General features: G+C 70.2%; 20 protein-coding genes and 1 pseudogene. 15 read left to right on the forward strand and 6 right to left on the reverse strand.

What is annotated here, in order from left to right; translation table 11 throughout:
* Positions 1-99 precede the first annotated feature (99 nt).
* The 3 genes and pseudogenes from J7E88_RS26240 to J7E88_RS37485 form a co-directional block, all read left to right on the forward strand.
* The gene (locus J7E88_RS26240; protein ID WP_215185318.1) at positions 100-861 is read left to right on the forward strand and encodes an SDR family NAD(P)-dependent oxidoreductase; all 762 of its coding nucleotides are present in this window, start codon (positions 100-102) and stop codon (positions 859-861) included.
* Positions 862-1,264: 403 nt separating this feature from the next.
* On the forward strand, positions 1,265-1,915 hold the full coding sequence (locus J7E88_RS26245; RefSeq protein WP_251023231.1) for a class I SAM-dependent methyltransferase: 651 nt from the start codon (positions 1,265-1,267) through the stop codon (positions 1,913-1,915).
* Between the two features lie 91 nt (positions 1,916-2,006).
* Positions 2,007-2,117, forward strand: a pseudogene (locus J7E88_RS37485) (hypothetical protein); the annotation flags it as partial.
* Positions 2,118-2,204: 87 nt separating this feature from the next.
* On the opposite strand, the gene J7E88_RS26250 reads toward J7E88_RS37485, so the two are convergent.
* Entirely contained in the window at positions 2,205-2,759 is a 555-nt protein-coding gene (locus tag J7E88_RS26250) for a hypothetical protein (protein ID WP_215185445.1), read from the reverse strand.
* A gap of 116 nt (positions 2,760-2,875) precedes the next feature.
* Here J7E88_RS26250 and hemL point away from each other — a divergent pair, with 116 nt between their 5' ends.
* The 8 genes from hemL to J7E88_RS26290 all read left to right on the forward strand — a co-directional run bounded on the left by hemL (position 2,876) and on the right by J7E88_RS26290 (position 11,007).
* Positions 2,876-4,192: a glutamate-1-semialdehyde 2,1-aminomutase gene (hemL, locus tag J7E88_RS26255; RefSeq protein WP_215185320.1), complete on the forward strand. Its 1,317-nt coding sequence runs from the start codon at positions 2,876-2,878 to the stop codon at positions 4,190-4,192.
* A complete protein-coding gene (locus tag J7E88_RS26260) occupies positions 4,189-4,869 on the forward strand; it encodes a histidine phosphatase family protein (protein ID WP_215185322.1) in 681 nt (226 codons plus the stop codon). The genes hemL and J7E88_RS26260 overlap by 4 nt, the downstream gene beginning before the upstream one ends.
* Before the next feature lie 127 nt (positions 4,870-4,996).
* Positions 4,997-6,235, forward strand: a complete 1,239-nt coding sequence (locus tag J7E88_RS26265; protein ID WP_215185447.1) for a hypothetical protein — start codon at positions 4,997-4,999, stop codon at positions 6,233-6,235.
* 68 nt (positions 6,236-6,303) lie between these two features.
* Entirely contained in the window at positions 6,304-6,903 is a 600-nt protein-coding gene (locus tag J7E88_RS26270; RefSeq protein ID WP_215185323.1) for a TlpA disulfide reductase family protein, read from the forward strand.
* A 4-nt stretch (positions 6,904-6,907) separates the two neighbouring features.
* Positions 6,908-7,672 carry a cytochrome c biogenesis CcdA family protein gene (locus tag J7E88_RS26275; RefSeq protein ID WP_215185325.1) on the forward strand — a complete coding sequence of 255 codons (765 nt, stop codon included), beginning with the start codon at positions 6,908-6,910 and terminating at the stop codon, positions 7,670-7,672.
* A 6-nt stretch (positions 7,673-7,678) separates the two neighbouring features.
* Positions 7,679-9,358 carry a cytochrome c biogenesis protein ResB gene (locus tag J7E88_RS26280; protein WP_215185327.1) on the forward strand — a complete coding sequence of 560 codons (1,680 nt, stop codon included), beginning with the start codon at positions 7,679-7,681 and terminating at the stop codon, positions 9,356-9,358.
* Positions 9,355-10,437: a c-type cytochrome biogenesis protein CcsB gene (gene ccsB, locus J7E88_RS26285; protein WP_215185329.1), complete on the forward strand. Its 1,083-nt coding sequence runs from the start codon at positions 9,355-9,357 to the stop codon at positions 10,435-10,437. The genes J7E88_RS26280 and ccsB overlap by 4 nt, the downstream gene beginning before the upstream one ends.
* 54 nt (positions 10,438-10,491) lie before the next feature.
* Positions 10,492-11,007: an SRPBCC domain-containing protein gene (locus tag J7E88_RS26290; RefSeq protein WP_215185331.1), complete on the forward strand. Its 516-nt coding sequence runs from the start codon at positions 10,492-10,494 to the stop codon at positions 11,005-11,007.
* A gap of 138 nt (positions 11,008-11,145) precedes the next feature.
* Here the strand turns inward: J7E88_RS26290 and J7E88_RS26295 are convergent, their stop codons facing one another.
* The 3 genes from J7E88_RS26295 to J7E88_RS26305 form a co-directional block, all read right to left on the reverse strand.
* Positions 11,146-12,651 carry an ABC transporter substrate-binding protein gene (locus tag J7E88_RS26295; RefSeq protein ID WP_215185333.1) on the reverse strand — a complete coding sequence of 502 codons (1,506 nt, stop codon included), beginning with the start codon at positions 12,649-12,651 and terminating at the stop codon, positions 11,146-11,148.
* Complete coding sequence (locus J7E88_RS26300) at positions 12,651-14,711, reverse strand: hypothetical protein (RefSeq protein ID WP_215185335.1); 2,061 nt, start codon at positions 14,709-14,711, stop codon at positions 12,651-12,653. Before J7E88_RS26300 ends, J7E88_RS26295 begins: the two co-directional genes overlap by 1 nt.
* A gap of 184 nt (positions 14,712-14,895) precedes the next feature.
* Entirely contained in the window at positions 14,896-15,345 is a 450-nt protein-coding gene (locus J7E88_RS26305) for a nucleoside deaminase (protein WP_215185337.1), read from the reverse strand.
* A gap of 120 nt (positions 15,346-15,465) precedes the next feature.
* On the opposite strand from J7E88_RS26305, the gene J7E88_RS26310 reads away from it, so the two are divergent.
* Positions 15,466-16,401 (forward strand): DMT family transporter, encoded by a 936-nt coding sequence (locus tag J7E88_RS26310; RefSeq protein ID WP_215185338.1) that lies wholly within the window; start codon positions 15,466-15,468, stop codon positions 16,399-16,401.
* Here J7E88_RS26310 and J7E88_RS26315 read toward each other — a convergent pair.
* Positions 16,298-17,188 carry a LysR family transcriptional regulator gene (locus J7E88_RS26315; RefSeq protein WP_215185340.1) on the reverse strand — a complete coding sequence of 297 codons (891 nt, stop codon included), beginning with the start codon at positions 17,186-17,188 and terminating at the stop codon, positions 16,298-16,300. The two genes, J7E88_RS26310 and J7E88_RS26315, sit on opposite strands and share 104 nt — an antisense overlap.
* Positions 17,188-17,574: a PLD nuclease N-terminal domain-containing protein gene (locus tag J7E88_RS26320; protein ID WP_215185342.1), complete on the reverse strand. Its 387-nt coding sequence runs from the start codon at positions 17,572-17,574 to the stop codon at positions 17,188-17,190. The genes J7E88_RS26315 and J7E88_RS26320 overlap by 1 nt, the downstream gene beginning before the upstream one ends.
* An 89-nt stretch (positions 17,575-17,663) precedes the next feature.
* Between J7E88_RS26320 and J7E88_RS26325 the strand changes: the two genes are divergently transcribed.
* From J7E88_RS26325 to mqnP, 3 genes are read left to right on the forward strand one after another with little or no spacing between them, the layout of a single operon-like run.
* On the forward strand, positions 17,664-19,115 hold the full coding sequence (locus J7E88_RS26325; protein ID WP_215185344.1) for a menaquinone biosynthesis decarboxylase: 1,452 nt from the start codon (positions 17,664-17,666) through the stop codon (positions 19,113-19,115).
* On the forward strand, positions 19,112-19,579 hold the full coding sequence (locus J7E88_RS26330) for a hypothetical protein (RefSeq protein WP_215185346.1): 468 nt from the start codon (positions 19,112-19,114) through the stop codon (positions 19,577-19,579). The genes J7E88_RS26325 and J7E88_RS26330 overlap by 4 nt, the downstream gene beginning before the upstream one ends.
* Complete coding sequence (mqnP, locus tag J7E88_RS26335) at positions 19,576-20,496, forward strand: menaquinone biosynthesis prenyltransferase MqnP (protein ID WP_215185348.1); 921 nt, start codon at positions 19,576-19,578, stop codon at positions 20,494-20,496. Before J7E88_RS26330 ends, mqnP begins: the two co-directional genes overlap by 4 nt.
* The last annotated feature ends 183 nt before the right edge of the window (positions 20,497-20,679 follow it).

The raw sequence follows: 20,679 nt of genomic DNA on the forward strand, positions 1-20,679 counted from the left end.
TGAGCGGCCTGCGCCCCCGTACGGCTCCCACCAAGAGAGCCGTCTCCCCCCATCCCGTCCGGCCGGAGCAACGTGGCCGTTCATCGAAAGGCTTGAACCATGACTCGTCGTCTCCAAGGAACCGTTGCGCTGGTCACCGGGGCCTCCAGCGGTATCGGCCACGCCACCGCCTTGGAACTCGCCCGCGAGGGCGCCGCCGTGGCCCTGGTCGGCCGGCGGGAGGACCGGCTCACCGACCTCGCCGCGGAGATCTCCAACGCGGGCGGACAGGCCCTGGTCGTACCCGCTGACATCACCACCGCCGAGGCCGCAGCGGAAGCGGTCGAGCGGACCGTCGAGAACCTGGGCCGCCTGGACATCCTGGTCAACAACGCCGGCCTCATGCTGCTCGGGCCCGCCCCGGGCGCGGACCTGAACGACTGGCGGCGCATGATCGACATCAACCTCATGGGCCTGATGTACACCGCCCACGCGGCCATCCCCCACCTGGTCAAGGCAGCCACCCAGGAGCCGCGTCAGGTCGCCGACATCGTCAACGTCGGCTCGCTCGCCGGCCGCAACGCCTACGCCATGTCCGCCGTGTACAGCGCCACCAAGTTCGGCGTCGGCGCCTTCAGCGAGTCGCTGCGCCAGGAACTGGCACGCCAGCACGTCCGCGTCTCCGTCGTCGAGCCGGGCAGCGTCGACACCGAACTTCGCACGCACAACCCCGACGTCATCCAGCAGCACATCTCCGCCGCCCTGGGCGACATCGAGCGGCTGCAGAGTCAGGACATCGCCGACACCGTCGGCTACATCGTCACCCGCCCCCGGCACGTGGCCGTCGCCGAACTGCTCGTACGCCCCACCGAGCAGGTCTGACACCAAGCCCATGGTCAACTGCGAGACGTCGTCGACCGCAACCTGATCAACGGGCAGAACCCCGCCACCGCCGGACCCGCCGCAGCCGAAACGCTCAACAGGCTGTCCTGACCCACGAGTCCAGACCGGTGCCACGCGGGCCGCGCTGCCGCCGCCCGTCGGCCTTCGCATGCGCTGGACGCCACCAGACGGCGCGCACCGGATGGTCGGCGGCCGGGTGCCCGGCGGCAGCGTTCATGAACGGCGATCCGCGAAAGCCACGACCGCGGGCGCGCTCGGCGATCGCGTCGGAGATCAGGTCGATCGCCTCGCGGGTGCCCGGCGGCCGCGTTCATGAACCACCTCACACGGCCCGTTCACGCCGACACGATCGACCCCCGCACTCCCCGACAAGGGCATCGACATGACCACCAGCACCGCGCCCCGAACAGCCCGGCACTGCCGTCTCTGCAAACCCTCGCAAGAGCCGAACGACTACACCTTGTTCCTGCGGCAGTGGGTGCGCTCACCGGCCCGTATGGGGGCCATCGCGCCCAGCTCGCGGCACCTGGCCGAGGCGGTCTGCGCTCCGGTGCCCGAACGCGGCGAGCCCGTCGTGGTGGAACTGGGTGCAGGCACCGGACCGTTCACCGCTGAGATCCAGCACCGGCTCGCCGGCCGCGGCCGCCACCTGGCCGTCGAGATCGACCCGCTCCTCGCCCAGCGCCTGCGCCACCGCCACACGGGGGCCGAGGTCATCCAGCGCGACGCCGTACACCTGCGCCACCTGCTGGACGAGCGCGGCATCGAGAGGGCCGACGTGGTGGTCAGCGGCCTGCCCTGGGCACTCTTTCCCCCCGCCACCCAGCACCAGCTCCTGGACGCGACAGCCGCGGTGCTCGCCCCGGCGGGTGCCTTCACCGCGTTCACCTACCTCCATGCGGTTCCCCTCACCCCCGCCCGTCGGTTCCGCGAATTGCTGGCCGACCGCTTCGAGGAAGTCGTCCCCGGCCGCACCATATGGCGCAACACACCGCCGGCCTTCGTCCTCCACGCCCGCAGACCCCGCCCATGACCGCGCTTTCCGGCGTGGTCGACGCTCTCTGGCGAAACGGGGTGGTTCGGCTGGGTCGCGGGAGCGCTCGACCGCGCGACGCTTCCACGGCGTGCTCCCGGCGAGGCCGAGGCGGGCCGACGGGAGGAACGCCAGGACGGACGAGGAACCGCTGAAGGACTGGGCGGAACACCGTGACGCGAAGATCGGCCGACTGCGCGCTGTACCTGGGCTCGTCTCCGACGACGGCCCCAGGGCATCGCATCTGAATCCGGATGGATGCGCCCTCTGCTGTCGAGAGCAGCCCAGGTCAGGGCCACACAAGGCAATAGGGCTGATGCCCCGCCTCATGAAGACGATGGCTGAAGTCCTGCCATTCGTGCAGCAGCTGGTAGACGTTGAACGCGTCCCGCGGCCCGCCCCGGTCGGGGACGGTCGACCAGATGAAGGCAGCCGCGCCCACCGACTCCTCGCCGATGTCCCGCAGCGGGTCGACCACGGTCATGGGCAGCTTCACCACCGCGTAGTCGGGGTGGAGCACCACCAGCTCCAGCGGCGGCACCTTGTGCAGGGGCATGCCCTGGATGCCGGTCAGCACCATCGCGGCTATGGTCTCCGGCTTGATCTTCGTGAACATACCGCCCATGCCGAGCTCGTCGCCACCGAGCTCCTCGGGGCGCATCGAGATCGGCACCCGTGCGGCGGTGGCCCCGTCGGGCGCACCGAAGTACTTGTACGTCACCCCCAACCGGCCGCTCCTGCCTCCCACGGGATCATCCGCTTCGCCTCGCCGGTGCTTTCCACGCCGGGCAGGCTCAGGACCCAGGTCGTCGGTCCCCTCGCCCAGTCCGCCACCGCGATGCATATCTCCACCCGACCACTCGCAGCCCCCGCCGCGCAACCAGATCATCGTGACAGTGACCTCCCCCACGAACGTGCGGTGAAACACCTGTCCGCAAGATCGCCCGGGCCTCTGAGACCATGGTTTCCGTGAGCTTTCCCTATGACGCCCCAGTTTCGCAGACGCTTTTCGACCGCGCGTCCCTCGTGACGCCCGGCGGCGTGAACTCTCCCGTCCGTGCCTTTCGCGCCGTGGGCGGTACGCCCCGGTTCATGGTGTCCGGCATCGGACCGTACCTGACCGATGCCGACGGCCGTGAGTACGTCGACCTGGTCTGCTCCTGGGGTCCGATGATCCTCGGGCACTCCCACCCCGAGGTGATCGAGGCCGTGCAGGCGGCGGTCGCCCGCGGCACCTCCTTCGGCACGCCGGGCGAGGGCGAGGTCGCTCTCGCCGAGGAGATCGTGGCCCGTGTCGGGCCCGTCGAGCAGGTACGGCTGGTCTCCAGCGGTACGGAGGCGACGATGTCGGCGATCCGGCTGGCCCGCGGTTTCACCGGCCGGCCCAAGGTGATCAAGTTCGCCGGCTGCTACCACGGGCACGTCGACGCGCTGCTCGCGGCGGCGGGTTCGGGCGTCGCGACGTTCGCCCTGCCGGACACGCCAGGAGTCACCGGTGCGCAGGCCGGTGACACGATCGTGCTGCCGTACAACGACCTGGAGGCCGTGCACGCGGCCTTCCACGCACACCCCGGTGAGATCGCCTGTGTGATCACGGAGGCGTCGCCCGGCAACATGGGCGTGGTCCCGCCGCGGCCCGGCTTCAACCAGGGGCTCAAGGACGCCTGCGCGAAGAACGGCGCCCTGTACATCTCCGACGAGGTGATGACCGGTTTCCGCACCTCGAAGGCGGGCTGGTTCGGTGTCGACGGTGTCGTGCCCGACCTGATGACCTTCGGCAAGGTGATGGGCGGCGGGTTCCCGGCCGCCGCGTTCGGCGGCCGCCGGGACGTCATGGCGCACCTCGCGCCGGCCGGCCCCGTCTACCAGGCGGGCACGCTGTCCGGTAACCCGGTCGCGACCGCGGCGGGCCTCGCGCAGCTGCGGCTGCTGGACGACGCCGCGTACGAGAAGGTGAACGCGGTCTCCACCGAGATCCAGGCGCTGGTCCGGGACGCCCTGACGAAGGAGGGCGTGGCGCACCGGCTGCAGACGGCGTCCAACATGTTCTCCGTCTTCTTCACCCCGACCGAGGTCAGGGACTACGAGGGCGCCAAGAAGCAGGAGGCGTTCCGCTTCAACGCGTTCTTCCACTCGATGCTCGCCGACGGCGTCTACCTGCCGCCGTCCGCGTTCGAGTCCTGGTTCGTCTCCACCGCTCACGACGAGCGGGCGATCGAGCGGATCGCGGCGGCGCTGCCCGCCGCCGCCCGAGCCGCCGCGGAGGCCACCGCATGAGCCGCAGGGACATCACCGTCGTCCATCTGATGCGCCACGGCGAGGTGCACAACCCCGACGGCGTCCTCTACGGCCGCCGCGGCGGATACCACCTCTCCGAGCTCGGGCGGCAGATGGCCGACCGGGTCGCCGAACATCTGGCGGGCCGGGACATCACGCATGTCGTCGCCTCCCCGCTGGAGCGCGCCCAGGAGACCGCCCAGCCGATCGCCAAATCGCACGGTCTGACGCTCGAAACCGACGAGCGGCTGATCGAGGCGGCCAACGTCTTCGAGGGCAGGACCTTCGGCGTCGGCGACGGCGCGCTGCGCCAGCCGGCCAACTGGAAGCACCTGACCAACCCCTTCCGCCCGTCCTGGGGCGAGCCGTACGCGGAGCAGGTCCAGCGGATGACGGCCGCGCTGGAGGCGGCGCGGGACGCGGCGCGCGGACACGAGGCGGTGTGCGTCAGCCACCAGCTGCCGATCTGGGTGGTGCGCAGTTTCGTCGAGAAGCGCCGGCTGTGGCACGACCCGCGACGCCGCCAGTGCACGCTGGCCTCGCTGACCTCGTTCACCTACGAGGGCAACACGATTGTCTCCGTCGGATACTCCGAGCCGGCCCGCGATCTCGTTCCGCCGCATCTTCTCGCCGGTGCCAAGCCCGTGAAGGGCAAGTCGAAGGCATTCGGCGCGTAGCCACCCCGGGAAAAGACGCAGAAAAACCCGTCGCGCATATCAGGAACCTCCGCGTTCCGCACGGCATCTCTCCCTGTGCCGGTTTGGAAATCTCCCCCGGACCAGGGGAGTGCGGATGGGGAACGATATGCGCGACATCACCCGAAGGGGTTTGCTCGGAGCGGGACTTGGGGCCGCGGCCGCGGTCACGGTGGCGGGCTGTGGCTCCAGTGGCCCGGGCGGATCCGGAAGTGGCCGGGGTGGTGACCAGGGCGAGGGGGCCAAGCCCTCGCCGTCGGCGGCACAGGGCCGGCCGATCGGCGACGGCTCCACGTCCGACACCGGGAAGCAGCCCAACCAGCCGGGGCGTGAGGTTCCGCTGGAACCGGGGCAGACGCCGCCGCAATTCGTGATCTTTTCCTGGGACGGTGCGGGCGAGGTCGGCAACGGCCTCTTCCCGCGTTTTCTCGAACTCGCCAGGAACCATGACGCGGCGATGACCTTCTTCCTGTCCGGGATCTATCTCCTGCCCGAGTCGAAGAAGTCGCTCTACCGCCCGCCGAACAACTCGATCGGCGCGTCCGACATCGGTTATCTCACCGACGATCACATCAAGGACACCCTCAAGTACATACGCCAGGCGTGGCTCGACGGCCATGAGATAGGCACCCATTTCAACGGGCATTTCTGTGAGGGCCCCGGATCGGGTGGCAACTGGTCGACCGCCGACTGGCAGAGCGAGATCGACCAGGCTGTGAAGTTCGTCACCGAATGGCGGACCAACAGCGGCTGGCACGACATCGATCCGCTGCCGTTCGACTACCGTAAGGAGCTCGTCGGCGGCCGCACCCCCTGTCTGCTCGGCCAGGACCGCCTGCTGCCCGCCGCGAAAAAGCTGGGCTGGCGCTACGACGCCTCGTCGCCCGGCGGCCGCCAGATGTGGCCCGGCAAGCGGCTGGGCATCTGGGACCTGCCGCTCCAGCTGGTGCCGTTCCCCGGGCACTCGTTCCAGGTCCTGTCCATGGACTACAACATCCTCGCCAATCAGTCCGGCAATTCGACCAAGGGCATGCCTTCGCGTTATCCGGGCTGGCGGAAGCAGGCCACGGAGGCGTATCTCGCGGGATTCAACCGCGCCTACGAGTCCAATCGCGCGCCCTTCTTCATCGGCAATCACTTCGAACAGTGGAACGGCGGCATCTACATGGATGCCGTGGAGGAAGCGCTGAAGGGCATGGCCGGGAAGAAGGACGTACGGCTGGTCTCCTTCCGGCAGTTCTGCGACTGGCTCGATGCGCAGGATCCCCAGGTGCTCGCGAAGCTGCGGACCCTTGAGGTCGGCCAGGCGCCGACAGGCGGCTGGAACGCATTCCTTAAGGCGTCCTGACAACGGGCCTTATCGGGCACGCAGGGGGGCGCGGTAGATCGCCGCCGAGGCCATGCGAAACTTTTCACATGAGCCTCAGTCGTGCCCCCCGCGCCGCCCTGCTGACCGCACTGGTCGCCGCAGGTGCGCTCACCCTTTCGGCCTGCGGCGAAGGCGGGAAGTCCGGAGGCGGCGGCGACACCAACTTCGTCACCGGCTCCGGCGGCATCTCGACCGTCGCCAAGGGGGAGCGTCAGTCCCCGAACGAGCTCAAGGGCGAGACCCTGGAGGGCGACCAGCTCGACGTCGCCGATCTCCGGGGCAAGGTCGTCGTGATGAACGTCTGGGGATCATGGTGTCCGCCCTGCCGTTCCGAGGCCCCCTATTTCGCGAAGGTCGCGAAGGAGACCAAGGCGAAGGGCGTCGAGTTCGTCGGAATCAACACCCGGGACACCAACAAGGGTCCGGCCCTCGCTTTCGAGAAGGACTACGGGATCGAGTATCCGAGCCTGTACGACCCGATCGGCAAACTGATCGTCAACGGCTTCCCCAAGGGCAGCCTCAATCCGCAGGCCATTCCCTCCACGATCGTGCTCGACCGGGACGGAAAGATCGCGGCCCGCTCGCTCAAGGCCCTCGACGACGAGGAACTGCACAAGATCATCGAACCGTTGATCGCGGAGAAGTGATCCTGTGGAAGTCCTCGCCGCAGCGTCCGAACTGAACAAGACGGTCCTCGGCGGCGCCCTGCTCCTCGCGCTGCCCATCGCCGTGCTCGGCGGTCTCGTCTCGTTCTTCTCGCCGTGCGTGCTGCCGCTCGTCCCCGGCTACCTCTCGTACGTCACCGGAGTCACGGGCACCGACCTCGCCGAGGCCCGGCGCGGCCGGATGGTCGCCGGCGCCTCCCTGTTCGTGCTCGGCTTCACCGCCGTCTTCGTCTCCGGCGGTGCGCTCTTCGGCTACTTCGGCTCCACCCTCCAGGGCGAGCGGGAGCTGCTGTCCAGGATCCTCGGCGTGCTGATGATCCTGCTGGGCGTGTTCTTCATGGGCATGATGCCGTGGCTCACCCAGCGCGAATTCCGCATCCACAAGCGGCCGGTGTCCGGACTCGCGGGCGCGCCCGTGCTCGGCGCCCTGTTCGGCATCGGCTGGACACCGTGCATCGGACCGACGCTCTCGTCCGTCCAGATCCTCGCGGCGGACCAGGCCAGCGCGGGCCGCGGGGCGCTGCTGACCGTCGCGTACTGCCTCGGCCTCGGGCTTCCGTTCGTCCTCGCCGCGGTGGCGTTCCGCAAGGCGCTCGGCGCGTTCGGCTGGGTCAAGCGGCACTACGCCTGGGTGATGCGGATCGGCGGCATCATGATGATCGCCACCGGTCTGCTGCTGCTCACTGGTGTCTGGGACAGCATGGTCCAGTCGATGCAGAGCTGGTCCAACGGTTTCACGGTGGGGATCTGAACGTCCATGAGCAAGTACGACACCGACGAACGCGAGCTCGGCGAGGCCGGCGCCCAGCTGTCCACCGCCCCCACCGAGAGCGCGGCGGACCGGACCGTCGGCGGCCCCGCCCTCGGAGTGATCGGCTGGGCGCGCTGGTTCTGGCGGCAGCTGACCTCCATGCGGGTCGCGCTGATCCTGCTCTTCCTGCTGTCGCTCGGCGCGATCCCCGGCTCCCTCGTCCCGCAGAGCAGCGTCGACGAGATGAAGGTGCAGGCGTTCAAGGACCGCCACGAGGTCCTCGGCCCCCTCTACGAGAAGCTGCAGTTCTTCGACGTCTACAGCTCGGTGTGGTTCTCGGCGATCTACATCCTGCTGTTCCTCTCGCTCATCGGCTGCATCGTGCCGCGCTCCTGGCAGTTCGCCGGTCAGCTGCGCAGCCGCCCGCCGGGCGCGCCGCGGCGACTGACCCGGTTGCCCGCGTACACGACGTGGCGGACGCAGGCCGAACCTGAGCAGGTGCGCGAGGCGGCGCTCGCGCTGCTCGGCGGACGCCGTTTCCGCGCCCACACGGCGGGCGACGCGATCGCCGCGGAGAAGGGCTATCTGCGTGAGGCCGGCAATCTGGTCTTCCATGTCTCGCTGATCGTGATGCTGGTGGCGTTCGCCTGTGGCCAGCTGCTGAAGTCCGAGGGCGGCAAGCTGGTCGTCGAGGGCGGTGGCTTCTCCAACACGCTCACCCAGTACGACGACTTCAAGTCCGGTTCGCTGTTCGACACGGACGACCTGTCCCCCTTCAGCTTCAGCCTGGACGGCTTCACCGGCACGTACGAGAAGAACGGGCCGCAGCGCGGCACGCCGCGCACCTACGAGGCGGCCGTGACCTGGTCCGGGCCCGGCGGCACCGAGAAGAAGCAGATCATCGAGGTCAACAAGCCGCTGGAGGTGGACGGCACCAAGGTCTTCCTCAACGGCCACGGGTACGCACCCGTCGTCACCGTGCGGGACGGCAACGGCAAGGTGGTCTTCCAGGACGCCGTGCCGCTGCTGCCGATCGACAACAACATCACGTCGACCGGTGCCATCAAGGTGATGGACGGCTACCGCGACAAGAACGGGAAGAAGGACCAGCTGGGCTTCCAGGCGTTCTTCGTGCCGACGTTCGCGGGTGACGGCAAGGGCGACATGTTCTCCCAATTCCCAGGCCTGGAGTACCCGGTGCTCGCGCTCACCGGCTACCACGGCAGCCTCGGCGTCGACGCGGGCCTGCCGCAGAACGTGTACCAGCTCGACACGCGCAAGATGAAGCAGTTCAAGAACGCCGAGGGCGACATCCTCAAGCAGCGGATCCGGCCCGGCGAAACCATGAAGCTGCCGGACGGCGCCGGCTCCATCACCTTCGAGAACGAGGTCAGGGAGTGGGCGACCTTCCAGATCACCCGTCAGCCGGCCACCGGCTGGGCGCTGAGCGGCGCGATCGCCGCCATCGCGGGCCTGGCCGCCTCGCTGTTCATCCAGCGCCGCCGCATCTGGGTGCGGGCCGTGCGCGGTGAGGACGGGGTGACGGTCGTCGAGATGGCCGGGCTCGGCCGCAGTGAGTCGGCGAAGCTCCCGGAGGAACTGGCCGACCTGGCCGCGACCCTCCATTCGAAGGCGCCGACAGCGCCTGAACCCGTAGACGTTCCTGCCGAAGGGGCTGAGAAGTGACTCTCGCCGCCGCAACCAACGAGAATCTGGCGGAGATCAGCAACTACCTGATCTATTCGTCGATGGCCGTCTACACGCTGGCCTTCCTCGCGCACATCGCCGAGTGGCTCTTCGGCAGCCGCAGCAAGGTGGCCCGCACGGCCGCCGCGCTCACCGCCCCCGCCGAGACGACCGCGGCCCCGCCGGTCACCGTCAGGAACGCGGGCGGGACCGCGGTCCTTCAGAAGCCGAAGGTCGTCACCCGCGCCGCGAGCGGAGCCCGGGACGTGCCCGACGGCCCCGGCGCGCACGGCGGTACCGAACAGGGCGACCTGTACGGGCGGATCGCCGTGTCGCTCACCGCGCTCGCGTTCCTGTTGGAGGCGGCGGGCGTCGTCGCCCGCGCCCTGTCGGTGCAGCGCGCGCCGTGGGGCAACATGTACGAGTTCTCCACGACGTTCTCCACGGTCGCCGTCGGTGTGTACCTCGCCCTCCTGCTGGCCGGGAAGAACATCCGCTGGGCCGGGCTGCCGCTGGTCACCACCGTGCTGCTGGACCTCGGCTTCGCCGTGACCTACCTGTACACCGAGAGCGACCAGCTGGTGCCCGCCCTCGACTCGTACTGGCTGTGGATCCACGTCTCCACCGCCATCTTCTGCGGCGCCGTCTTCTACCTCGGTGCGGTGGGCGCCGTGCTCTACCTCTTCCGCGACGCCTACGAGCGCAAGCTCACCCGCGGCGGGCAGCCCGGAAAGTTCGCCACCTCGGTCATGGAACGGCTGCCCTCGGCGGCCTCGCTCGACAAGTTCTCCTACCGCGTCAACGCGGCCGTCTTCCCGCTGTGGACGTTCACGATCATCGCGGGCGCCATCTGGGCCGGCGACGCGTGGGGCCGTTACTGGGGCTGGGACGCCAAGGAGGTCTGGTCCTTCATCACCTGGGTCGCGTACGCCGCCTATCTGCACGCCCGCGCCACCGCCGGCTGGAAGGGCCGCAAGGCCGCGTACATCGCGCTCGTCGCGTTCCTGTGCTTCCTGTGGAACTACTACGGCGTGAACATGTTCGTGAACAGCCTGCACTCGTACGCGGGCGTGGAGTGACGCGGCGCCCCTGGTGAGGTAGCGCCGACACCGCCGGCGAGTGACGCTGGAGGCATGAGTGACGTGATCCCCCAGGGCACCACCGAGACCCGGGACGACGGCACTCGCCTGCTGCGGTACGAGCTCCGTCTGCCGCATCCGGTGATCCGGGTATGGGCTGCCGTCGCCACTCCCGAAGGACTGCCGGCCTGGCTCTGCGCCGCCGATGTCCTCGAACCGAGACTCGGCGGCGCCGTCACCCTGCGCTGGCTCAACGCCGATGCGGACGGTCGTCACATCGTCGCGGAGGGCCATGTCACCGCGTGGGACGTGGAGCGCGTCGCCGAGTACACGGTCACCGTGCACGGCCGCATCCGCTTCCACCTGGAGCCGCACGGTGACGAGGGCACGGTGCTCCGCTTCACCAACGAACTGCGGTGCGACGACGAGGTGCTGCTCGACTGCCTGGCCGGCTGGCACCACCACTTCGAGCTGCTGGTCGCCGCTCTGGAGGGCAGGCCGACCACCGACTGGTCCACCTGGACCCCCGAGCGCTGGCAGCAGCTGCGGGACGCGTACGCGGCCGCGTGACCGCACGGGGGGCACTGCTGCTCAGCCGTCAGCCCTTCGCCCGGCCGGTCCTCCTCGGCCGGCGGCCCTTCGCCCGGTCAGTCCTGCCCGGCCGGTCGGTTCGTCTCGGCCGGCCAGTCCTGCTCAGCAGGTCGGTGCTCAGTCCCTCTTGGGGATGCAGTCCACCGGCGGCGGCTTCTGGTCCGGCCACGAGAACTCCTGGAACCGCAGCGTGCCGTTGGCGGCGAGCCGCACGATCGGCACCGCCTTGTTCCGCGGGTTGCCGTAGTTGTCCAGGCAGATCCAGCCGCTGGCGCCGTTCACCCGGAGCGAGCCCGTCAAATGGGGCCACTGGGCGGTCACATCGGCCAGCGCCGGGGCCTTCGCCGAGGTGCCGGTCGCGCGCCGGATGCCCTGCACGGCGGTCGCCATCGCGTCGTAACCGATGATCGTCTGCCCGTCCTGAAGCTGGTTCGGCCCGATGTCGGCGCGCATCTCGGCGATGCCGTCCGCCAGTTGCCGGTACGCCGCCGCCGAGCCGCCCGTCGCGGGCAGCGGCCGTCCCGGGGCCTCGACCCAGGCGTCCGGGTGGGCGAGCGCCGCGTACTTCAGCGTCACCCGCGGCTTCTTCTCGCCCGGCCGCACGGCCAGGGCCTGCCGGTCCATTTTCTCGTCCGAGCCGAGATAGGACGCCTCGTCACCGGTCAGGACCGTGAACCCGCGACCGGCGCAGCCCGCCCTGCCGAGCTCCGAGACGAACAGCCGCAGGGGAGTGTGTCGGCCCGCGAAGAACACCGTGTGCGCCTCGGTGTCGCAGATGTAGTGGGCGATGCTGTTGAAGACATTGCCCAGATTGCCCGGATTATCGGGCTCCTTGCTGGAGGTGAACTGCGTCGGCTCGTAGACCTGGTCGGGCAGCTGCTCGTTGAACGCCTCGCGCAGCGTCTGCGCATAGCGGTCGTCCGGATTGGTGTCGTAGACGAGCAGGGCGCTGCGGTCGACGGATTTGGCGTGGGACACCAGCGCCCGGGCCTCGTCCTTGTTGGTGGGGGAGACGCGGGCGAGGCCGGGGACGTTGGTGATGTCGTCGGCGGTGATCGTGGAGCCGACCATCGGGATGTGGTGACGGGCCAGCAGGGCGACGGCCTGCTTGTTCGCGGTGTTGCTGGTGGCTATGCCGGTCACCACGCGCAGCTGCTCGGGGCCGTCGGCCATGGTGACCAGCTGGTTCGCCACCTGCTCCCAGTAGTGGCCCAGATTGCCGGTGTTGGCCAGCAGCACACGGATCTTGGGCGGTCGGCCCTCCGCCCGGTTGGCGAGCCGCTGCTGCACATACACGCCCTGCAACTCGTGCCGCATCTTCCTCAGCTGCTCCGGCGCCTTGGAGCTGAACGGCATCATCACCGCCACCGAGACCGCCAGCTGCTCGGAGTCGTCCACTGTCCTGTTCTCGGCGCCGATGGCCCGGGCGACCTCCTGTATCTCCTTCACCCCGAAGTGGTAGCCGGTCGCCGAGACGCCGATGCACTCGTCGCTGCCCTCGGGCTTCACCACGCCCGTCGCGCACGAGCGGTCCGGGTCGAGCACGCCCGGGCCGAACAGCACGGCCAGCACGACCGCGGTCGCGGCGCCGACCCCGATGAGGATCTTCGTCAGGTTGTTCATCAGTCGTTCCCCCCACTCGCCCGGGTCCGCCGGGAGCAGTCGCACTCCCGCAGCGGACGACCCGACCGGATGCTCTCCGCCCAGTGCGTGGCGGCGTCGGTGAGTACGGAGCTGTCGGCGACGTCGTCCCGCAGCGCGTACAGCGCTCCGTGGACCGCCGCCTCCAGCCGCGCCTCGGGCAGGTCCAGCCAGTCCTGCGCGAGCCAGGCGGCGTTCAGCAGCCGCTCGACGCGCCGCTCCGGGTCGCGGTGCCCGCCCGTGAACGCGAGACCGCGCCGCTCGGCGAGCCCGTCGAAGCACGGCGCGGACGCGATGTGCAGCAGTTCCTCCAGCCAGGCCGACGTGTCCGGGCGGCCGAGGGAGCCGGCCAGGTGCGCGACGGCCCCCTGGGTCCGGCCGATGGCCAGCTCGTGGTGGTACGCGTGCCAGGAGACGGGCCCGGCCGCCGCGTAGTGCATCACCAGCCGGGAGTGCATGCCGAGCCAGGAGGAGTGGTCGGCGTCCAGGTGGTAGAGCCGGTGCAGCAGCAGGCTGCGCAGGCAGTGGTCGGCCACGAAGTGCCGCTCGCAGCGCGGCCATCCGTCGGCGTCGAGCGCATGGCGCAGCTCCGCGGTCGTCATGCCGGCCGCTGCCGGGAGCAGCAGCTCGGCAGAGCGCACGTCCGCGGCCGGGGACAGCCGGGTGAGCAGCTCGCCCACTTCCCCCGGAGCCAGCTCCTCCCGCAGGGCCTCGGCCAGGGTCGGCCCGGTGGCCGCCTGTAACGGGGTCGCCGGCCGGTGCCGCAGCAACGACCGCAGCGTCAGCGTCGCCAGGGCGGCCGGCGCGTGCGGGCCGGGAGGCGTGGCGGCCCGCGCCGTGGTCCGCAGCTCCTCGATCGCGTCCGTCATCCGGGTCATGGCCAGCGGCCGCCCCCCGGTGAACCGGTAGAGCGCACGCGGCAGTCCGGGCGGCAGCATCGCGTCCGGGTCGACATGGCTGAGCAGACCGTCGGAGGTCTCGGGACCGGCCGGCGGCAGCGGCGGATACGGCACCGCGACCATGGGGTGCCGGCACAGCCCGTCGCCCCGGCTGCCCGCCAGGCCCACCGCGGAGCTGAGCGACGCCAGCCGGTGCGCGCCCTGCAGCACCGACGGGTCGCCGCGCCGGAACGCCGCGTACACCACGACCCGGTCCGGATGGCCGGTCGAGCGGTGGGTGAGGCAGTCCCGCACCAGCTGCTCGCCCAGCTCGTCGTGGGCGTTGTCCAGCAGCATCAGCGGACGGCCCGTGCGCAGCAGCCAGCCACCGGCCGTCCGGTACGCCGCGTCCAGGTCGGCGCGCAATGCCTGCCCGAGGAAGTACTCGGCGCGCCGGCGCTGGTCACCGCCGAGCCGGAAGTGACTGCCCAGCAGGGTCAGCCCCCAGCGGGCGCTGCCCTGCGCGCCCGGATAGGCCCCGTACCAGCCGACGGCCTTGCGGCTGCCGCGCTGGAACAGCTCCTGCAGCAGCACCTCCACCGACACCTCGATGAACTTCTGCACCGGAGGCAGCGGCATCGGCAGCGCCGCGTACGCCGCCATCAGCTTGGCCACCCAGCTCTGCACCACCGGCGCCCAGTTGCCGCGTGCCGGCGAGATGAGCTCCAGGCGGCGCAGTTCGGCGGCGATGCGCTCGTCCTGGTCGGCGTTCCACGTGCCGGACGCGACCGCGACCAGGCCGGCGAACAGCCGGGTCATCTGCAGCGTCGGCGCACGGGGCGGCCCCGCGCTGGTGAACCCGATGCCCAGCAGCCGCAGCGCCTCCGTCACCAGCGACCGCGACTCCGGCGACTCGGCCGCGCCGGTGCGCAGCGCGTCGTCCGCGCAGTCCAGGTACGCGGTGGGCGTGACGTGTCCGCAGACGTCGCGCAGCCAGGTGAGGTCGTATGTCTTGCCCATGCCGCGCCCACCGACGACGGCGATCACGGGAGGTGGCAGTGCTTTGCAGTACGGACGGAAGGTGCGGCCGGCGACTTCGGCGCCGGTGAGATGGGACGTGAGCTGCGCGAGCAGTTCGCTCCTCGCGGCGAGTTGATCCCTCAAAAAGACTCCCGAGCGGTCAAGTGGCGCCGGGGAACATCCAGTTGACAACCATGTTATGGCCTGTCGGGCAGCTGGGCTGAGGAATTCTCACGTTTTCGTGTTCAGTCTGTTACGCGCCGTTGCCGGAGCCGTAGCCGGGCCGCCGTGGTCCGGAGCCGGGCGGGATCCCGGGGCTGCGCGGGGCTCACTCGCCGATGTCCTCGTTCCACAGGTCGGGGTGCTCCTCGATGAAGGCGCGCATCATCGCCGTGCACCCGGCGTCGTCCAGCAGCACGACCTCCACGCCGTGCTCCGCCAGCCAGTCGTGGCCGCCGTGGAAGGTCCGCGCCTCGCCGATCACCACCCGGGAGATCCGGAACTGCCGCACCAGACCGCTGCAGTACCAGCACGGCGACAGCGTGGTCACCATGGTGGCACCCCGGTACGACCGCTGCCTGCCCGCCGCGCGGAACGCCGCCGTCTCCGCGTGCATCGACGGATCGCCGTCCTGCACGCGCCGGTTGCGGCCGCGCCCCAGCAGGCGGCCGTCGGCTCCGTACAGCGCCGCACCGATCGGGATGCCGCCCTCGGCGAGCCCCGCCCGCGCCTCGGCGACGGCGGTGGCGAGCCACCTGCGGGCCTCTGCTTCGTTCATGCCCGGACTCTTCCCCGACGGGCCCCGGCATCACCTCATCGGCGCTGCCGATGACCCCATCGGCAGGACGCCCCACTGGCCGGTGGACCGGCGTCTGCTCCCGTTCGTAGCGTCACGGCCATGAGAAACGAGACCAGGGGAACCGTCGAACTGACCCTTGCCATGGTGCTCTCGGGCACTCTCGGCATCTTCGTCGTCGAGTCCGGAGCGTCCCCCTTCGATGTGGTGTTCTTCCGGTGCCTCTTCGGGGCCGCCGCACTCGGCGCGTACGTCCTTGTCCGCGGCTGGTTCACGGGCCATGGCTTCACCCCCGGGAAGCTCGGACTCGCCGCGCTGGGCGGCGTGTTCATCGTCTTCAACTGGGTGCTGCTCTTCGAGGCGTACGAGGCCTCCTCCATCTCGCTGGCGACCGTCGTCTACCACACGCAGCCGTTCTACGTGGTGCTGCTCGGCGCCCTGCTGTTCCGCGAGAGGCTCACCGCCGCCACCTCCGGCTGGCTCGTGGTCGCCTTCGCCGGACTGGTCCTCGTCTCCGGGGTCCGGCCGGGGGACACCGGCTCGCTCAAGGGCATGGGGTTCGCGCTCGCCGCCGCGGTGCTCTACGCGCTGTCGACGGTCGTCACCAAGCGGATCACCGGCGTGCGGCCGCACCTCGTCGCCCTGGTACAGGTCCTCGTCGGCATCCCGCTGCTGCTGCCCTTCGCCGACTTCGGCACGGCGTCCCGGCTCGGCGCGGGATGGGCCTGGCTCGCCGGTCTCGGGGTGATCCACACCGGTGTCATGTACGTGCTGATGTATGCGGCCTACCAGAGGCTGCCCACCGCGAAGATCGCCGTGCTCGCCTTCGTCTACCCGGCCGTCGCGATGATCGCCGACTGGGCGGTGTACGGGCACCACATCGGCCTCGTCCAGGCGCTCGGCGTGCCGCTGATCGTGCTGGCCGGCCTGAAGGTCACGCTTCGCGCGCGTCCTCGCGCACGAGCCGTCGTGCCTGGTCCACGAACAGCCGCAGATGGGACGGAAGCCGCTTCTCCCGCCGCCACGCGATCTGCGTGAAGAGGGTGAACGGCGGCTCCCAGTCGAGCGCCACCAGCGCCCCGGACGCCAGCTCCGCGCAGACGGCGACCCGGGGCAGCAGCGCGATCCCGAGGCCGCCCGCCACGCCCCGCTTGGTCGCCTCGATCGTCCCGAACTCCATGAACGCAGGTGCCCAGTGCTTCAGTTCGCGCTCGAACAGGTCGCGGTAGGGACAGCCGGGCTCCGTACCGACGAGCTGCGCCGACGCCAGGTCCGCGGCCGTCAGCCCCGGACGTGCGGCCAGCGGATGCCCGGGCGCGGCCAGGAGCACCAGCGGCTCCACGGCCAGGACCTCGCTCTCCAGGCCCGTGTGCTCCGTCTCCGGCTCCATCAGGAAACCGATGTCGTACACGCCCCGGCGCAGCGCCCGGCGGGTCTCGTCGCCGAGCGTGGGCCGCAGGGACAGCCGGACCTTCGGATAGCGGTGGTGGAAGAGCTCCAGCAGCGGCGGCAGCCGGTAGGAGGTCAGCGACTCCATGGTGCCGACGGTGATCGTCCCGGCCGGCTCGTCCGCCCCGGTGACCGCGGCCTGCGCCTCCTCGGCGAGGTCGATCATCCGGCGGGCGTACGGCAGCAGCCGCTCGCCCGCCTCGGTGAGCCGGATACGGCTGCCGAGCCGCTCGAACAGGTCCACGCCGAGGGAGGACTCCAGGGCGCGGATCTGGCTCGTCACGCTGGACTGGGCGTACGTCAGCTCGGCGGCGGCTCGCGTGAAGCTGAGGACGGTCGCGACCTTCTCGAAGGTCACCAGGAGCCGGAGCTCCATCAGTTGTCCTTGTCCTCGCCCTGCTCGCGGCGCTTCAGCTCCTCCTCGCGGCGGCGCAGGTCTGCCTCCCAGTCCTTGAGCAGAGACTCGTCCTTCTTGTTCTCTTCCTTGATGGACTTCAGGAACTCCGGATTGTCGTCCGGCGCGACCCACTGCGTGCGGTGGTTGCGGTGCCACTCGGAAGGGGTGCGGCCGCCGGCGGGTGCGTGCCGCATCTTCCCCGCGGCGAACCAGACGATCGGCCCGACGACCCAGAACAGCAGGATGATGAAGATCCAGGCGAGTTTGGGCAGGTGCTTCGCCTCGTCCTCGGGGGTGTTCAGACAGTCGATGAACGCGTAGATCGTCAGCGCCAGCGGCAGAATGTACATCAGTGCCCTGAGCATGTGGGACAGCCCCCTGAAGACATAGGCGGGGCCGTGTTCCCCGGCCCCGGTGACGGGCCCAGGGTAGCCCTTGGCCGATACTTGACCCCATGGCTTACGACGATCTTCGCTCCTTCCTCCGGGCGCTGGAGCGCGAGGGCGACCTCAAGCGCATCAAGGCCGAAGTCGACCCGTATCTGGAGGTCGGGGAGATCGTCGACCGGGTGAACAAGGCCGGCGGCCCCGCCCTCCTCTTCGAGAACGTGCGCGGCTCCGCGATGCCGCTCGCGATGAACGTCTTCGGCACCGACCGCCGGCTGCTGAAGTCGCTCGGGCTGACGTCCTACGAGGAGATCAGCGACAAGATCGGCGGCTTGCTCAAGCCGGAGCTGCCGCACGGCTTCGTCGGGGTGCGCGAGGCGTTCGGCAAGCTCGGCTCGATGGTGCACGTGCCGCCGAAGAAGGTGAAGGACGCGCCCGTGCAGGAGGTCGTCCTCACCGGGGACGACGTCGACCTGGACGCCCTGCCCGCGCTGTTCACCTGGCCCGAGGACGGCGGCTCGTTCTTCAACCTGGGGCTCACGCACACCAAGGACCCGGAGTCGGGCGTGCGCAACCTCGGTCTCTACCGCCTCCAGCGCCACGACAGGCGCACCATCGGCATGCACTGGCAGATCCACAAGGACAGCCGCAACCACTACCAGGTCGCCGCCAAGCGGGGCGAGCGGCTGCCGGTCGCCATCGCCTTCGGCTGCCCGCCGGCCGTGACGTACGCGTCGACCGCGCCGCTGCCCGGCGACATCGACGAGTACCTGTTCGCGGGGTTCGTCGCGGGCAAGCGGATCGAGATGGTCGACTGCAAGACCGTGCCGCTCCAGGTCCCGGCGAACGCGGAGGTCGTGCTGGAGGGCTGGCTGGAGCCGGGGAAGATGCTGCCCGAGGGCCCCTTCGGTGACCACACCGGCTTCTACACGCCGCAGGAGCCGTTCCCGGCGCTGACCATCGACTGCGTCACGATGCGCAAGCGGCCGCTGCTGCAGTCGATCGTGGTGGGCCGGCCGCCGACGGAGGACGGCCCGCTGGGCCGCGCGACCGAGCGGTTCTTCCTGCCCCTGCTCAAGATCATCGTGCCGGACATCGTGGACTACCACCTGCCGGAGTCGGGCGGCTTCCACAACTGCGCGATCGTCTCGATCGACAAGAAGTACCCGAAGCACGCGCAGAAGGTCATGCACGCCATCTGGGGCGCGCACATGATGTCGCTCACCAAGCTGATCGTGGTCGTCGACGCCGACTGCGACGTGCACGACCTGCACGAAGTCTCCTGGCGGGCGCTGGGCAACACGGACTACGCCCGCGACCTCACTGTCGTCGAGGGCCCGGTCGACCATCTCGACCATGCCTCCTACCAGCAGTTCTGGGGCGGCAAGGCGGGCATCGACGCGACAAGGAAGCTCCCCGAGGAGGGCTACACCCGGGACGGCGGCTGGCCGGAGATGGTCGAGTCGGACCCCGATACGGCGGCCAAGGTCGACCGCCGCTGGAAGGAGTACGGACTGTGAGCCCCGCCGTGGGCGGTCCGGCCCTCTTCATCGGCACCGACACCGACTATGTGGCCCTGGTGCGCCCCGAGCTCGACCCCGCCGACCCGGGCGTCCGGCTGGCCGCCGAGCAGGCGGGCGTCGCGCCCGAGGAGTTCGCGGGTCCCGGTGACACCTGGACGGTCCTCTTCGAGAACGGCGGTGAGGGCGACGGCTTCGAGCTGCCCGGTGTGCGCGACGCGGAGCCGGCCGGCTTCGCGGAGCGGCTGCGCGCCGAGCTCGCCGCGGCGGCCGGGCCGTTCACCGTCGACGGCGGCGCCGTGCTGCGTCTGGACGGCCGACCGGCCGGCCCGGACGCGTACGCCTTCACGGCGCACCTCACGCCGCCCGACGACGCCGCGACACCGCTCACCGTGGCGACGGGCCCCCTGCCCGTCGCCGGGCTGCTGGCCGACCTCGACGCGTTCCTCGGGAGCCTCGCATGATGACGACCGCCGACGGGGTCGTGGGTCCGGGCCCGGCCCGGCAGCCCGGCCGCACCAAGGCGTTCCTGCGCCTGGTGATGATCGAGCACTCGGTCTTCGCGCTTCCGTTCGCCTACATCGCCTCGCTCACCGCGATGTTCCAGCTCGACCGGAACGTCCACTGGGTGAAGCTCCTGCTCGTCACCGTCGCGATGGTCGGCCTGCGGACCTTCGCGATGGCGTGCAACCGGATCATCGACCGCGAGATCGACGCCCGCAATCCGCGCACGGCCTCGCGCGAGCTGGTCACCGGCGCGGTGTCCGTCCGCTCGGCGTGGACGGGCGCGCTCGTCGCCGTCGTCGTCTTCCTCGGGGCCGCGGCCCTGCTCAACCCGCTGTGCCTGGCGCTCGCGCCGGTCGCCGTGGTGCCGATGGTGGTCTATCCGTACGGCAAGCGGTTCACCAACTTCCCGCACGCCATCCTCGGTCTCGCCCAGGCAATGGGCCCGGTCGGCGCGTGGATCGCGATCACGGGCGCGTGGTCGTGGGAGGCGGTGGTCCTCGGGCTCGCGGTGGGTGTGTGGATCGGCGGCTTCGATCTGATCTTCGCCTGCCAGGACGTCGAGGCGGACCGGGCCCACGGCGTGCTGTCGGTCCCGGCCCGCTTCGGCGTCCCGGCGGCGCTGTACGGGGCGCGCGGTTGCCATATCGTGACGATGGCGCTGTTCGTCTGGTACGCGCTGGCGACGGACGCGGGCGTGTTCCTGTGGCTGGGCCTGGCGATCGTGGCGGCGGCGTTCCTCTACGAGCACACGATCGTGCGCCCGCACGATCTGTCGCGCCTGAACAGGGCGTTCTTCACGACGAACGGCTTCATCGGGATCTCGCTCTTCGTCTTCGCCCTGGTGGACCTCCTCGCTCGGGGGCTCACGTTCTAGCCCGATCGGGTGATCGGCGGTCGAGTCGCAGTACGGCGTGATGGGACGTCGTGGCGTGTGACGCGTTGCTCCCCGCTGAGGATGTTCCGAGGGCGATGCCCAGGAAACCGTTCACGGTGAAGTGCTCCCCGCCCCTGCGGGCATGGGGAGGCGGTTGTGTCCGGGACAGACAGCGACTCTCCT

The organism is Streptomyces sp. ISL-10 (genome assembly GCF_018614575.1).
In the GTDB taxonomy this organism is placed as follows: domain Bacteria; phylum Actinomycetota; class Actinomycetes; order Streptomycetales; family Streptomycetaceae; genus Streptomyces.